Consider the following 15,200-nt stretch of genomic DNA (forward strand, 5'->3'; position numbering starts at 1 on the left):
AAACTTCTCTCTCCCTGGTGGTGTGCGTTGTTCGCGTTATCGTGCCTGTTCGCAGTGTGGTGCTTGGTCACGCTGTGCTGCTTGTTCGCGCTGTGCTGTGTGCTCTGGTGTCGGTGCATCTAACCCTGGTCGAGGACAGAGGAGACGTATTTCGCCACGGCCCGGACAGCTGTGATCGTCGTAGGATAATCCATCCGGGTCGGCCCGAGCACTGCCAATCGCGCGGTGGACCCCGCGTCATGACCATATTCGGCGGCCACGAGGGATGTCGAGCTGAACGACTCGTGAGTATTCTCACGACCGATCCGAACGCTGATCTCCTCTTGGTCCTCAGCCATCGACGTCAGCAGCTTGAGCAGTACGACCTGCTCTTCGAAAGCTTCGAGGATCGGTGCCATCTTCTCACCGAACTCCCTACCGGAGCGAGCCAGGTTTGCTGTGCCTGCCATGATGATGCGCTCTTCACGCGTGGCAATGACGAGATCAGTGACGGCGGAGCGGACCTGTGCCAGTGCTGCGGCTACGTCCGTTCCGACAGCGCCGGCTCCCACGACAGGTTCTGCCTGGGTGCCGTCATCGTTCTGAACCGAAGCACGAGGTGTGGCCGTGCTCACGACTCGCGACAGCTTCTGGCCGGAGAATTCGGCGTTGACCTCATCGCGGATTCCGCGCAGCGACTCATCGTCAACGACGCCCGGCGTGATCACGATCTTCTGCTCGACCTGCCCTGCATCGGTGATGAGGACGACGAGGATGCGGTTGGGGCCCAGGCCCACTACCTCGATGTGCTTGATCGTGGCACGTGAGACGGTCGGGTACTGGATCAGCGCCACTTGGTGGGTCAGACCCGAGAGGACCCGCACCGTGCGGTCGAGCATGTCGTCGAGGTCCCCGTTGCCATCGATGAGCTGGAAGATCGCACGCCGCTCAGCGTGTGTGAGCGGTTTGAAGTCGTCGATGCGATCAACGAACATCCGATATCCGAGATCCGTCGGAATTCGACCGGCGGAGGTATGAGGCTGCGCAATGTAGCCCTCCTGCTCCAGGTGGGCCATGTCATTGCGGATCGTGGCCGGAGAGACACCGAGCGTGTGGCGCTGAACGATGGCCTTCGACCCGACGGGTTCATTGGTGGCGACGAAGTCTTCGACGATCGCTCGCAGAACCTGTGCTCGCCTGCTGTCGTTCATTCGTCCCCTTCCTTCGTCCGGCACCGCATTTGGCACTCATCTGCTGTGAGTGCCAATTCTACGCCTCTTGCATTCCGAATTCACTTTCCGGCCTGCCCCAGCGGGTCTGCACCCATCGCATCACGTCCTTGATTAGGGTGGTTGACCGTGAATACCTTTGATCGCTACGGACCCGATGTGCTGGCTGGCTCCTCACCTTCCTCGCACCGGCCCAAGAAGTCCACACCTGTTGAGCTGGGTCTCGGAATGGTCCTCGAAGACGCGATGAGCGGATACGTCGGCGCCGTCGTCGGCGCTGAGAAGACCACCGCCGGAATCGTCGTCAATCTTGAGGACCGTGCAGGCAAGGTCCGCGCATTCCCCCTGGGTCCTGGCTTCCTGCTTGAGGGCAAACCCGTCGACATCAAACTGCCGGCCAAGAAGAAGTCGGCTCCCGGTCGCACGGCTTCGGGCTCACGTGCGGTCGGCAATGCTCGCGCCCGGGTGGCTCGCGGTTCCCGCATCTGGGTCGAAGGAAAACACGATGCCGAGCTCGTCGAGAAGATCTGGGGCGACGATCTGCGCATCGAGGGAGTCGTCGTCGAACCGCTGGGTGGACTCGACGATGTCGCCGACAAGCTCGCGGCGTTCGGTCCTGACAAGGATCACCGCGTCGGAGTCCTCGCCGACCACCTCGTGTCCGGCACCAAGGAATCCAAGATCGCCGAGGCGGTGCGTGCCGATCCCCGCTACCGCGACGTCGTCCACATCATCGGTCATCCCTATGTCGACATCTGGCAGGCGGTCAAACCTCATGTCGTCGGCATCAGGGAATGGCCGGTGGTCCCCCGTGGTGAGGATTGGAAGACGGGAATCCTAAGACGTATCGGTTGGCCGCACGCCGACCACAGGGATGTGGCACGGGGCTGGGTGCGCATCCTGGGCAAGGTCAGCACCATAGCCGATGTCGAGCCCACGCTCTCTGGCCGAGTCGAAGAGCTCATCGACTTCGTCACCGTCGGCTGAAGCTCGATCGCATCTCGTCAAGAGCAGGATGAGATGTGATCAACTTGGTACAGCTTTGAGGCAAACCCCCATCCGGCGACCACACGTTTGACGATAGGGTGAAGGCCACGAAGCTCTGAAAGGATCCCGCATGTCTGACAATGCCCAGCAGCCGAACTACGGCCCTGACGAATCTCGTCCTATGCCGCCGAACTATTCTCAGGCCTCCGGACCCCAGCAACCCTATGCCCAGCAGAATCAGAACCCGGCTTCACAGCAGCCGGATCAGAGCCAGCAGGCTTTTGGCTCCCAGCAGCCAAACCCAACGCCAGACGGATCGCAGCAGTACGGATCCCAGCAGGGTCAGAATTTCGATGGTCAGCCGAACCAGTCCTACGTCCAGCAACCTTATGGTTCGCAGCAGCAGCCGTACGGCGGTCAGCAACCCTTCACCCAGCAACCGTATGGTTCGCAGCAGCCCTACAGCGCCCAGCAACCTTATGGTTCGCAGCAGCAACCTTATGGTGCTCAGAGCTATGGCGGTGCGGCATTCGGCCCCGGGATGGCCTCAGCCACGTCACATGCCGCCACGATACCGATGGGGGCCCCGCTTCCCGACGCCGCTTATGGGTCAGGTTCGGTCGGATTCTGGACTGCCGACCAGACGGAACGATCGACTGCACTGTGGTCGCATTTAGCCCATGCGGCCACCTACGTCATAGGCGTCGGCTGGATCGTCACGCTGATCCTCTTCCTCATCAACAAGGACAAGTCGCCATTCATCCGTCATCACGGTGCGCAGTCACTCAACCTGCTCATCGTCGGTGTCATCACCTGCTTCGGAATCGGCATTGTCGGTGGTCTGCTGTCGATCATCGGCATCGGACTGATCCTGCTTCTCCTACTTCCGGTGGTCACTATCTACATGATCATCATCGAAATCATTGCCGGCGTCGCAGCCAACCGCGGTGAGGGATACAAGATTCCTCTGACGCCGAACTGGATCAAGTGACCGAACTGATCTGAACCGAACTGATCTGATCAGATCGCCACCTGATTGCACAGAGGCTCTTGATACCCCATCGGTACCAGGATCATCTGCCATTCACATTGAATCTCGCGGGTCACTTCCCTGCAGCGGCTGGCGAGATTGACCGGTCGAGCGAGCTCCGGAGGAGTCAGCTCCGGCTCAGCTCACGTAGTCCGTGAGGATGCGAACCATGTAGTCAGCCATCAGCCGGCCCTGCAGCGTAGGTTCGAAGCGGCCTTCCTCCACGGCGTCACCATCGAGAAGTCCCTGCTTGACGAATCCCCTGATCGCCCTGTCACTGCCTGTCCCCAGTGAGTCCAGAGGCAGCTCCGAGTCGATGCGAGCCGCGAGCATGATCCGTTCGATCTCCTGGGTCGATGCTTCCAGCACCTCACGTCCGATGGCAGGCGACTCACCTGCGAGCAGCCGGTCGGACCAGGCCCGGGGATGTTTGGCGTTCCAGAACCGCACGCCGCCGATGTGCGAATGGGCTCCGGGTCCGAAGCCCCACCAATCGGCATTGCGCCAGTAGGCCATGTTGTGGTCGCAGCGGGTCTCCGCAGACGTCGACCAGTTGCTGACCTCGTACCAGTGCAGACCAGCCGCCTCCATGGCGGCGTCGGCGATCTCGTATTTGTCGGCCAGGTCATCGTCGTCGGGCATCGGCAGTTCACCTCGGCGAACCATGGCTCCCATCTTCGTGCCGGGTTCGACGATGAGCGAATAGGCGGAGACGTGATCGACGTCGTTGCTCAGGGCCACCTGAAGTGACCTGCGCCAATCGTCGATGGACTCCCCCGGTGTGCCGTAGATGAGGTCGAGGCTCAGCTCCAGGCCGGCTTCTTTGATCCATCTCGCCACATCTGGGATCTTCTCTGGGTCGTGTGTGCGGTCCAGGGTCGCGAGCACATGGGGCACAGCCGACTGCATACCCAAGGAGATCCTCGTGAACCCGGCGGCAGCCAGGGTCGCAATGTAGCTCGGGTCCAATGTGTCGGGGTTCGCTTCGGTCGTGACCTCGACATCCGGTGCCAACCGGAAGCGGTCGCGAATATCATCCATCACCCCGGCCAGCACCTCGGCGGCCAACATCGTCGGGGTACCTCCACCGAAGAAGATCGTCGTCACCGCACGGTCGGCGGCCCCCGCCTCGGCGAGGACACGAGTCGACAGATCAAGCTCGCGGGCAAGATTGCTGCGGTAGTCGTCGCGGGAGGCGCCGGGCCCCAGATCCTCTGCGGTGTAGGTGTTGAAGTCGCAGTAGCCGCAGCGGACCCGACAGTAAGGGACGTGAACGTACAGGCTCAGCCCGCGAGAGGCCGCGCCGACCCCGGCCGAGGCCGGCAGCGAACCGTCAAGCGGTGGAGTCTCACCAGTCGGTTGTGCGGGCACTTACTTCTTGGGTTCCTTCTTGGGCTCCGGATCGTCCGAGGACAGGGCGGCGATGAAGGCCTCCTGAGGGACCTCGACATTGCCGACGACCTTCATCCGCTTCTTGCCTTCCTTCTGCTTCTCCAGCAGCTTGCGCTTACGGCTGATGTCGCCGCCGTAGCACTTGCTCAGCACATCCTTGCGGATGGCGCGGATGGTCTCACGAGCGATGATGCGCGAACCGATGGCAGCCTGGATCGGCACTTCGAACTGCTGGCGCGGGATCAGCTTGCGCAGCTTGCCGGCCATGAGCACACCGTAGGAGTAGGAGTTGTCGCGGTGGACGATCGCGGAGAAGGCGTCGACCTGATCGCCGTGGAGCAGGATGTCGACCTTGACCAGGTCCGCTGCGTCTTCGCCGTCATCGGAGTAGTCGAGGGTCGCGTAGCCCTTGGTCTTCGACTTCAGCTGGTCGAAGAAGTCGAAGACGATCTCGGCCAGGGGCAGTCGGTAACGGATCTCGACCCGGTCCGAGGACAGATAGTCCATTCCCTGAAGACTGCCGCGACGCGTCTGGCACAGTTCCATCACCGCACCGATGTAGTCGCTCGGGGTGAGGATGGTGGCGCGGACCATGGGTTCGCGGACCTCTTTGATCTTGCCCGTCGGATACTCGCTCGGGTTCGTGACCTCCATCTCCGATCCGTCTTCCATCGTGACGTCGTAGATCACGCTGGGTGCGGTGGAGATGAGATCGAGGTCGTATTCGCGTTCGAGGCGATCGCGCAGGACTTCGAGGTGGAGCAGTCCGAGGAACCCGCAGCGGAAGCCGAAGCCCAGCGCAGTCGAGGTCTCTGGCTCGTAGGCCAGCGAGGCATCGTTGAGTTTGAGCTTGTCAAGGGCATCGCGCAGGACCGGGTAATCCGATCCATCGATCGGAAACAGCCCGGAGTACACCATGGGCTTAGGTTCCTTGTAGCCCTCGAGCGCCTTCGTGGCCGGTGCAGAGTTCAGTGTGACCGTGTCGCCAACCTTGGACAGGCGCACGTCTTTGACGCCGGTGATGAGATATCCGACCTCGCCGACGCCCAGGCCCTTCGTGGCCTTCGGCTCCGGTGAGGAGACGCCGATCTCGAGGAGTTCGTGGGTGCTGCCTGTCGACATCATCGTCAGCTTCTCGCGCGGATGCAGCGAACCGTCAATGAGGCGCACGTAGGTCACGACGCCTCGGTACGTGTCGTAGACGGAGTCGAAGATCATGGCTCGCGCCGGCGCATCGGCGTCGCCGACAGGGGCAGGAATGTCCGAGATGATGCGATCGAGGACCGCGTCGACGCCTTCGCCGGTCTTGCCCGACACCAGCAGGCAGTCTTCGGGTTCGCAGCCGATGAGGTTGGCCAGCTCTTCCGCGTACTTCTCGGGCTGTGCGGCGGGGAGGTCGATCTTGTTGAGGACGGGAATGATCGCGAGATCGTTCTCCATGGCCATGTAGAGGTTGGCCAGAGTCTGGGCTTCGATGCCCTGTGCCGCATCGACGAGAAGGAGCGCACCTTCACAGGCGGCCAGGGATCTGGAGACCTCATAGCTGAAGTCGACGTGACCCGGAGTGTCGATCATGTTGAGAGCGAAGGGAGTGCCCTCGTTCTCCCAGGCCATGCGCACGGCCTGGGACTTGATCGTGATTCCGCGTTCGCGTTCGATGTCCATCCGGTCGAGGTACTGAGCTCGCATATCGCGCGGCTGAACCGCCCCTGTGACCTGGAGCATCCTGTCGGCCAGGGTCGATTTTCCATGGTCGATATGAGCAATGATGCAGAAATTGCGGATCAACTCGGGTGATGTAGCGGACGGCGAAATCCGTTCGAGTGCTTGCGGCTTCACCTGAGGTGACATGAACGCCCTTCCTTCGACAGACCAGAACTTCCATTGTTCCATGGGTTGCGCACCAGACTGGAATCCTCCTCACCCCGGCGCATGCGGGCAGAACTTCTTGTCACCGGCTCGAACTCGCTGAGAATCCCTGTGCCGATCCTGCACTTTCGGCGGCGATCGGCGAAGATTGAGCGATGAGCGATTTCTCGATCATGAGCTTCAACCTCAGGTATCCGGCGATGGACGGCCATCCCGTGGCCAAGCGCCTGCCCATCGCCGCCGAGCTCATCACCCAGGCTCACCCTCATATCATCGGCACACAGGAGGGTGAGCTCGATCAGCTCGAGACACTCATCAGCCTGCTTCCCGATGAGTACATCTGGTTGGGTGAGGGGCATTCGGGCGGCAATTCGGGTGAGTTCACCGCGGTCATCTACGACTCATCGCGATTCGACGTCGATACCGTCGATATCAGCTGGCTGTCCGAACAGCCGGAGACGGTCGCGTCCGAATCCTGGGGTGTCTCCCACGCCCGGACGCTGACAGTCGTCGACTTTCGGGATCGTATCGCCGGGCAGTCGCTGCGCCTGCTCAACACTCACTTCGATCACAAGTCTGAGGAAGCTCGTCTGGAATCAGGGAAGATCATGGCCGGCCATCTCGCCGAGGCGACCGGTCCGTCCGTGGTCACAGGAGACTTCAACGTCGCCACCGGTTCCCCCGTCTACGACTATTTCTGCACTGAGCTGGGACTCGCAGACACCGCTGCGATTGTTCCAGGTGAGGACATCGGAACATTCCACCGTTACCGGGGCCCTCAGGACGGCGACCCTCGCATCGATTGGATCCTGACGACACCGCGACTGCGAACAGTCTCCACGCGGATCAATACATACAACCTCGACGGTGAGTACCCGTCCGACCATTTCCCGGTCGAAGCGGTTCTGCGCTACGTCGATTAGGATCAGTGCACATGAGTTGGAAATCACTGGTCAGTCGCGTCGTCAGGATCGGCGTCAAAGAAGGCTTCAAATACTACAAAGATTCACAGAGGAATAAGGCAGGCTCGCAGGATTCGGGCTCCCGCCCGAGCGGTCCCTCTCAGAGCGATGGACGGTCGTCGGGATCCGCCTCGGCGAAGGACGGTGAATATCCGGGTGACTACCGCGGCGCGGTCAATGTCTCCTATGCCCCCGACCTCGACGGCGATGCCGATCCCGGAGAGGTCGTGTGGGGCTGGGTTCCCTTCGAAGAGGACCACTCCCAGGGCAAGGACCGTCCCTCCCTCGTCATCGGCAAGGACGGTCGCTGGGTGCTTTCACTCATGCTCACCAGCAAGGATCACATCCCAGGCGTAGTCGGCGAGGTCCGCGAAGACCGCCACGCCCGGTGGATGAACATCGGCAGCGGGGATTGGGATTCTCAGGGCAGGCCCTCCGAGATCCGACTCGACCGAGTGATCCGCCTCGATCCGGAGACCATCCGCCGCGAAGGCTCGATCATGCCTCGCGAGATCTTCGAACAGGTCGCGAAGAACGTCAACGCCGGCTGAGCCGAAATCAGGGCACCGACAATTTCAACCTGACGGGATCAGCCTGTATCGTTGAGAGAGTATCTTCATCAAAGGCGTGTGTCTCGCTGAGGTCGGGTGAAGATGCCATCAGGCTCGATATCATCGATGTGTTTCCCCGCGGAGATGAGTATGTCGGTCAGATGTGCCCTCACGACCATGTTCCACTAACACGAAAGAGTGTTGAAATTGGCTAATATCAAGTCACAGATCAAGCGGATTGAAACCAACGAGAAGGCTCGCCAGCGCAACAAGGCTGTGCGGTCCGAGGTTCGGTCACATGTCCGCGTCGTCCGCGAGAACATTGCTGCCGGCAACAAGGACGAAGCACAGCAGGCTTATGCTGTTGCCGCCCGTAAGCTCGACAAGGCTGTTTCGAAGGGTGTTCTGCACAAGAACAACGCTGCGAACCGCAAGTCGCGCATGGCCACGCAGATCAACGCTCTCTGAGTCGATCACTGAGGCTATAGCTTCGAGGGGCCCGATCCGTTTGGATCGGGCCCCTCATCTATTCACCATTCAGAGTCTCTTCACCGCTCAGCGCTGACGCGCCAGGCGGCAGACTTCGGAGACGAACCATTCGACCGCATAGACCGGGTCACGGCCTCCGCCTTTGACAGCCTCATCGGCTTCGGCTGCCGCGATCAATGACTGCCCCAAGGCGACTTCGTTCCACCGGCGCACCTCGCGCCGGGCACGGTCAACCTGCCACGGAGCCATCTTCAGCTCCGAGGCGAGCTCGCCGCTCGATCCCGAGAAGCCTTGGACCTTGGCCATCGACCGCAGCTTCATCGCGACCGCGGCAACCAGGGGCACCGGGTCGGACCCGGTCGACAGTGCGTGACGCAGGAGGCTCAGTGCGCTCTTCGCATCGCCTCCGACCGCGGCGTCGGCGACTTTGAAGCCGGTGGCCTCCACTCGGCCGCCGTAGTACTGGTCGACGATCTGCGCGGTGATGGTTCCGTCGGTGTCCTCGATGAGCTGGTCGACTCCGGCATTGAGTTCGGACAGGTCGGCCCCGAGTGCAGACATGAGCGCGGCCATCCCTGATTCGTCGATCTGCCTCTTCGCAGCCTTGAATCGTCCTTGGGCGAATTTGGCGCGGTCGCTCTCGTTCTTCAGCGGCGTCGCATCGACCCGGGGGAATCCGTTCGCCTCGATCTTCTTGACCAGTTTGGCCCCGCGGTTGCCGCCTCCGTGAAGGAGCAGGACGATGGCATCGTCATTGGGTTCATCGAGGTAGGCGAGCGCATCTGCCAAGAATGCCTCCGAACACTTCTCGACGCTGTCGACGACGATGAGTTTGGAGGAGGAGAACAATGAGGGCGAGGCGGCCATGAGCAGCTCTCCGCCTTGGTATCCGGCGGCGTCGAACTCGATCTCCTCCGGGTCGGACTTCCGCGCGGCAGTGACGATCCGATCCTTGGCCATGCGGATGAGCACCGGCTCGTTTCCGGAGATCATCACTACGGGCGCGGGCTTCGCGGAACTCCACGGGATCAGGGTCTTCTTCACTGCCATGCGCCAAGCCTATCGTTAGCCACGGACTCGATGCGCGCCAGTCGCCGGAGCCTACCCGCAGGAGTCACTGTCCATCACCGCCGCAGCTTCGCCCCGTACTGTACTGCGCGTTCGCATAGACGGCGATGGTGCCGCAGAGGTCGGAGCGCAGAACCGGGACGGGGCCGAAGGCCCGTTGGGCTCGTGGGGTGGGATGGCCGTAGCTGTTCTCCCCCACTGAGATCGCTCCGAGGCGAGCGCCTGCGGCGGTGAAGAAGTCTTCCGACAGGTCGGAGGAGCCATGGTGGGGTGCGATGAGCACGTCGACGGGTTCGAGATTCTGGGCGACGATGAACTGTTCGTCTTCTCCGATGTCGCCGGGGACCAGGTAGCTCAGTCCCTTCTGTTCGACTCTGAGGACCAGTGAGTCCTCATTGCGCACTTCGGTCCCCTCTGTCGCCGCGGCCCCTTCTGTCTCCGCGGTCTCTTCTGTCCCCGTGATCTCTCGCGCAGGTGGCCAGAGCACCTCGATCTGGGCTCCACCGGCGTCGAACGTGTGTCCACGCGTTGTCGGGACCACCTCGGCGCCGGTGTCCTCGACGATTCTGTGCACCTCCTCTCCCCCGCTGACGTTGGTGGACACCCAGAGGCGGTGCAGGGTCCGCGACCAGGTGGTTCCGGCATACCCGGCACTGTGATCGGCGTCGAAGTGGGAGATGACGAGGTCGAACTCCTCGATCCTGCCCTCGTCGAGGCACACGTCGACGGGCTTCGGGTCCTTCCCCGTGTCGATGACGAGGCCACGGCCCTCGCCGAGGTTGATCAGCGTTGCCGATCCCTGCCCGACATCGCAGATCATCACCAACCAATCGTGTGCCGGTGGCTTCGTCCGACCGACCACGATGATCAGTGCGGTCAGGCAGATGCAGAGGACGACGACCGGGACTCCCCACAGCTTTCTGCGTATCAGCAGCCAGCAGCCTGCACCCAGCACGATGAGAAGTCCGAGCGCGGCCAGTGTCCCCCACGGCGGTTCCGGCCAGTCGAGGGCAGCTCCGGGCAGTCCGGCACAGATCCTGGCCACGGCCACGATCCACCATGCGCACAGCGAGCCGAGCAAGGCGGGAAGCTGAGCACACCACAGCAGTCCGGGGATACCGACGAGACCGAGTCCCCCGCACACCAGCGATAGGAACCCCAGGACAGTGGCCGGCAGAACTGCGGGTGCGGCCAGGGCGTTCGCTGCCACCGACCACAGCCCGATCCGAGGGTCGATGGCCACGAGTACCGGGGTGCAGGCCAGTTGGGCGACCAGGGGCACGATGAGTGCGCTGAGGACAATGGCGGGGACCATCGACAGGCGCAGGCTCAGTCGCCGCAGAATGATCGGAACGACGAACATGATTGCGGCGGTCGAGACGACGGAGAGCACGAATCCCACCGAGGTCGCCAGCACAGGGACAACGCTGAGCAGGATGCACACGGTCGAACTCATCACCGCCACCGGTGAGATCCCTCCCCCACGGAGGAAGACAAGGGCGACCGCGATCGCCATACCCGCCGCACGGATGGCGCTGGGTTCGAACCCGACCACGAACACATACCCCACACAGGTGAGCACCCCGACACCGACGCGCGTCCGAGGACCGGCCCTGCACAGTCCAGCCAGCAGTCCGGCACCGAGGCTGACAATCGTGACATTGCTGCCTGAGACAGCCGAAATGTGAGTCAGGGACACCACACGCATATCGTCTTCCATCCGTGCGTCCTGGGGCTCGGTGTCACCGACCACGAGGCCTGGCAGCAGTGCACCGCCGCTGTGTCCTGAGGCCAGGGAATCATGTCGCAGCTGCATGCGCAGGTCTCCTCGCCACTGCCACAGCCTGTTCGGTGTGCGCAGGACCGTCGCATCTTTGCTGCTGATGCGGATGTCGTCGAGAGCCTCCGTGCGCATGGTCACGTGCGATCCTTCGGGTGGAGCGGAGGGGCTGAGCACCTCGGTGAAGCCTCCCGAGGTCAGCACCGTCAGCCGAGACCAGCCCGAGGGCCCTGGTTGGCTGTGACCGACCACGATGCCCTCCACATAGGTGACGTCTTCAGTTCCGCGGCCGGCACCGAGCATGGTGGTCTGAACCGTGAACAGACATGCGAACACTATGAGGAGCACGCCCAGGTGGTGGTGTCTGCGCAGGCAGAGGAAGCCGAGACCGACGAGGATCGCAGCGACGAGGAGCGCCCATGGCCCTGGAGCCACCAGCGCGGTGATCCACAGCCCCAGCGCGCAGATGAGCAGGCGAACGGATCCTGGCCAGACCTTCGCAGCCGAGCACGCCCAACTGAGTATGGCTCTCCACCGGTCTCTCACCCACCGAGCCTTCGAACAGTGCGCTCGCTCTCGCCGAGCCCTATCCGACCGAGACACGATCTTTGAGGCTCTCGAATGTCTTGGGTCCGATCCCCTGGACAAGCAGCAGATCGTCGATGCTGGTGAAGGGCTGTTCTTCGCGGTGGGCGATGATCGCCTCCGCCGTCACCGGTCCGACTCCCGGCAGCGTCTCCAGAGTCGCGAGACCAGCAGTGTTGAGGTCCACCTTCGCGCCCTGCTCTGCAGCCCCACTGCCGGGAGCACCACCTGCACTGTCTCCCTCACTGCCGGTCCCTGCGCCCCCTGCCGCGTTCGATGCGGCACTGCCGGGATCTGCGCCTGCGGGTTCTGGTTCCTCTCCGTGGGCGGGGATGTGGATCTGCTCGCCGTCGTGGAGGACGCGAGCCAGGTTGATGGCCTCCGCATCCGCCTGTTCCTTCAGTCCGCCCGCCTTCTCCACAGCGTCCTGGACTCGAGCTCCAGCGCTCAGGCTCACGACGGAGGGTCTGTTCACCGCTCCGGTGACATGGACGACGACCGTGCCGGGATCGGCACTCTGGGCTGCGGATGTGGCTTCGTCTGCAGCAGCTTGGTCCTGCCCTGGAGATGCTCCCGTCTTCGTCTCGGTCGAGGTCGCTCCTCCGCCGGGGGCCGGACCCTCCTGGCCACCAGTGGCGGAATGCTGTGGGGCCGGGCGAAGAACGAGAAAGGCCATGACGAGCACAGCAATGGCAGCGACAATCAGCGCGACGAGGATCGGCAGGCGCACTCGGCGCGGCTCGACCGGTTCCTCATCGCCGTCGCTGTCGCTTTCGTAGACGTCTCCTGGGACCCATCCGCCGCGTTCGGCGCTGGAGTTGATGAGGCCTGCGAAGCGATCATCGGGAGAGACAGCCATGTCGACAAGCTAAGGGCAGCTGCTTCGATCGCGCCAGGGCCGAAATGCCGCCTGTGGAAGCCGTTCGCCGGTCCACAGCTCAAACGCACATGAGTCGGCCCGTCATCCACAGTTCAACGAACGTGAGTGGCACTGCGGTGAGGAGATCAGGGTCTGGTCTGGACCGTGATACCAATCGTGCCGGAGCCGACATGGGCGGTGATGATGGTCGACAAGGTTCGAAATGTCGTCGGCAGACCGGCACCTTCGATCTTCTCGCGCAACATGACCACATCAGGGTGGGAGGGTTCACCGTCCGCGTGCTGGATCTCCACGTAGACATCCTGCTCATCGGAGTCGATCTCCGTCGCGGCTTCACCGGCCAGCGCAACCATGCGCTCAAGTGCCTTCGTGCGTGTCCGGACCCGTGCGACGGGAGCTACGACGCCGGCGTTGAGCCCGAGCACCGGAACGATCTGCAGGGCCCGGCCCAACAGTGAGGAAGCGGCGCCGATGCGACCACCTCGGCGCAGATGCTCCAAGGTCTCCGGAGCGAATGCGGTTCGGGTCTCGCCAGCGCACCAATCGGCGACTGTGCCGGCGATCGTTGCCACGTCGTGTCCCTGCGAGATTCCGGCGGCCGCGATCGCCAGGGCACCGGCCAGTCCCGCCGAGGTGGTTCGGGAGTCGACGACATTGATCAGCGACTCTTCGTTCTGTGCTGCGGCCACGGCCGAGTCGCGGGTACCGGAGAGATCTCCGGACATGGTCACGGTGATGATCGACTCGGCACCATGATCAAGCAACGTCGAATAGGCGTTCGCGAACTGGGCGGGTGACGCCATGGACGTCGACACCTCGGCGCCCTCGTTCATCTTCCGGCACAGGTCTCCAGCGGCGAGTTCCCCGTCGGTGAAGGCGACCCCTCCGACGAGCACCGTCAGGGGAACGACGGCGAAGAGATCACCGGTGATCTCACGCAGCGAGGCTTCCTCTGCATCCGACAGCTGTGCCGTCGAATCAGTGACCAGGCCGATTCTCATGGACGGCCCAGAGCCCGATATGTCCATCCAGCCGAGCGCCACACCTGCGGTGTCAGCACATTCCTGCCATCGATGAGGACCTTGCCCGCCACCAGCGACGCCGTGGCGACCGGATCAAGATCCCGATACTCCTGCCACTCCGTCAGCAGCAGCACCGCATCGGCACCAGCCAGCGCCTGAGAGGCATCAGCCACATAGTTCAGCTCGGGAAACGATCGTGCGGCATTGTCGATGGCCTGCGGATCCGTCACCGTCACCACACCTCCCTGCGTCGCGATCAGCCGTGCCACGGCCAGAGCAGGAGAGTCCCTGACATCGTCGCTGTTGGGTTTGAACGCGGCACCGAGGACCGTGATCTTCTTCCCGATGAACGAGCCGTCCAAGGTATCCCGGGCAATGTCGACCATGCGCACACGCCGACGCATGTTGATCGAATCGATCTCACGCAGGAACGCCACCGCCTGGTCAGCCCCCAGCTCACCGGCACGTGCCATGAATGCACGGATGTCCTTGGGCAGACACCCACCACCGAAGCCGAGGCCGGCATTGAGGAACTTCCGCCCGATGCGATCATCCATCCCGATCGCATCCGCCAGCTGAGTGACGTCCGCGCCCGAAGCTTCGCACAGCTCAGCCATCGCATTGATGAACGAGATCTTCGTGGCCAAGAACGAGTTCGCAGCGGTCTTGACCAGCTCGGCCGTCGCGAAATCTGTGACCATCCGCGGGGTCTGGTCCGCCAGCATCGTCGCATACACCTCGTCGAGGACTGCCGTGGCCTGCTCACCGGCCTCACCCACAGCAACGCCGTAGACCAGACGATTCGGGTGCAGCGTGTCCTCAACGGCATGGCCTTCACGCAGGAACTCCGGATTCCACATCAGAGACGCACCCGTGGGAGCCAGCACAGCGGCCAGACGCTCAGCGGTGCCGACGGGAACCGTGGACTTACCCACAACCACCGACGTCGAAGTCAGATGGGGAACCAGCGAATCCACTGCGGCATCGACATACGCGACATCGGCGGCGAACTCCCCAGGCTTCTGCGGTGTCCCGACACACACGAAATGGATCGCCGAATCCGCGACACGCGAGACGTCGGTGGTGAACTCGAGACTGCCGAGATTCTGACCCTTCACCAGCAATTCACTCAGGCCCGGCTCGAAGAAGGGCGGGCGACCAGAGGTCAGCGCCGCAACCTTGTCGGCGTCGACGTCGACGCCCACGACCTCGTGTCCCAGTGATGCCATAGCCGCCGCATGCACGGCGCCCAAGTATCCACACCCGATGACTGAAATCTTCAACCCGTGTTCTCCCTGCTTCGTCCCGGCATTTCAGCCACACTATATGCCACTAGGTTCCACGATATCTGCAGGTTGAAACAGTACCCTTGGAATT

Annotated in this window: 13 protein-coding genes; 5 read left to right on the top strand and 8 right to left on the bottom strand. The window is 62.6% G+C overall.

The genetic code is table 11. From position 1 onward, the window contains the following. Positions 1-119: 119 nt before the first annotated feature. Complete coding sequence (hrcA, locus tag JFC13_RS06765) at positions 120-1,190, bottom strand: heat-inducible transcriptional repressor HrcA (RefSeq protein ID WP_198396325.1); 1,071 nt, start codon at positions 1,188-1,190, stop codon at positions 120-122. Positions 1,191-1,331: 141 nt separating this feature from the next. Between hrcA and JFC13_RS06770 the strand changes: the two genes are divergently transcribed. After that, positions 1,332-2,195: a DUF3097 domain-containing protein gene (locus JFC13_RS06770; RefSeq protein WP_198396326.1), complete on the top strand. Its 864-nt coding sequence runs from the start codon at positions 1,332-1,334 to the stop codon at positions 2,193-2,195. A 130-nt stretch (positions 2,196-2,325) separates the two neighbouring features. After that, entirely contained in the window at positions 2,326-3,186 is an 861-nt protein-coding gene (locus tag JFC13_RS06775) for a DUF4870 domain-containing protein (protein WP_198396327.1), read from the top strand. A 177-nt stretch (positions 3,187-3,363) separates the two neighbouring features. On the opposite strand, the gene hemW is transcribed toward JFC13_RS06775, so the two are convergent. Beyond that, on the bottom strand, positions 3,364-4,596 hold the full coding sequence (gene hemW, locus JFC13_RS06780; RefSeq protein ID WP_198396328.1) for a radical SAM family heme chaperone HemW: 1,233 nt from the start codon (positions 4,594-4,596) through the stop codon (positions 3,364-3,366). Then, positions 4,597-6,468, bottom strand: a complete 1,872-nt coding sequence (gene lepA / locus JFC13_RS06785) for a translation elongation factor 4 (protein ID WP_232488278.1) — start codon at positions 6,466-6,468, stop codon at positions 4,597-4,599. Between the two features lie 173 nt (positions 6,469-6,641). Here lepA and JFC13_RS06790 point away from each other — a divergent pair, with 173 nt between their 5' ends. The 3 genes from JFC13_RS06790 to rpsT all read left to right on the top strand — a co-directional run bounded on the left by JFC13_RS06790 (position 6,642) and on the right by rpsT (position 8,467). Then, a complete protein-coding gene (locus JFC13_RS06790; RefSeq protein ID WP_198396329.1) occupies positions 6,642-7,409 on the top strand; it encodes an endonuclease/exonuclease/phosphatase family protein in 768 nt (255 codons plus the stop codon). Between the two features lie 11 nt (positions 7,410-7,420). Further along, positions 7,421-7,999, top strand: a complete 579-nt coding sequence (locus JFC13_RS06795) for a type II toxin-antitoxin system PemK/MazF family toxin (RefSeq protein WP_198396330.1) — start codon at positions 7,421-7,423, stop codon at positions 7,997-7,999. Positions 8,000-8,206: 207 nt separating this feature from the next. Continuing rightward, on the top strand, positions 8,207-8,467 hold the full coding sequence (gene rpsT, locus JFC13_RS06800) for a 30S ribosomal protein S20 (protein ID WP_101618535.1): 261 nt from the start codon (positions 8,207-8,209) through the stop codon (positions 8,465-8,467). An 87-nt stretch (positions 8,468-8,554) separates the two neighbouring features. Here rpsT and holA read toward each other — a convergent pair whose 3' ends face one another. From holA to JFC13_RS06825, 5 genes are all read right to left on the bottom strand, one after another. Further along, entirely contained in the window at positions 8,555-9,538 is a 984-nt protein-coding gene (gene holA, locus JFC13_RS06805) for a DNA polymerase III subunit delta (protein WP_198396331.1), read from the bottom strand. 64 nt (positions 9,539-9,602) lie between these two features. After that, positions 9,603-11,882 (bottom strand): ComEC/Rec2 family competence protein, encoded by a 2,280-nt coding sequence (locus tag JFC13_RS06810; RefSeq protein ID WP_198396332.1) that lies wholly within the window; start codon positions 11,880-11,882, stop codon positions 9,603-9,605. A 40-nt stretch (positions 11,883-11,922) separates the two neighbouring features. Then, a complete protein-coding gene (locus tag JFC13_RS06815) occupies positions 11,923-12,780 on the bottom strand; it encodes a helix-hairpin-helix domain-containing protein (protein ID WP_198396333.1) in 858 nt (285 codons plus the stop codon). Between the two features lie 146 nt (positions 12,781-12,926). Further along, positions 12,927-13,802: a DegV family protein gene (locus JFC13_RS06820; RefSeq protein WP_232488279.1), complete on the bottom strand. Its 876-nt coding sequence runs from the start codon at positions 13,800-13,802 to the stop codon at positions 12,927-12,929. Beyond that, a complete protein-coding gene (locus JFC13_RS06825; RefSeq protein ID WP_198396335.1) occupies positions 13,799-15,106 on the bottom strand; it encodes a UDP-glucose dehydrogenase family protein in 1,308 nt (435 codons plus the stop codon). Before JFC13_RS06825 ends, JFC13_RS06820 begins: the two co-directional genes overlap by 4 nt. Between the last annotated feature and the right edge of the window lie 94 nt (positions 15,107-15,200).

Source organism: Brevibacterium antiquum (genome assembly GCF_016107655.1).
GTDB classification, from domain to species: domain Bacteria; phylum Actinomycetota; class Actinomycetes; order Actinomycetales; family Brevibacteriaceae; genus Brevibacterium; species Brevibacterium antiquum.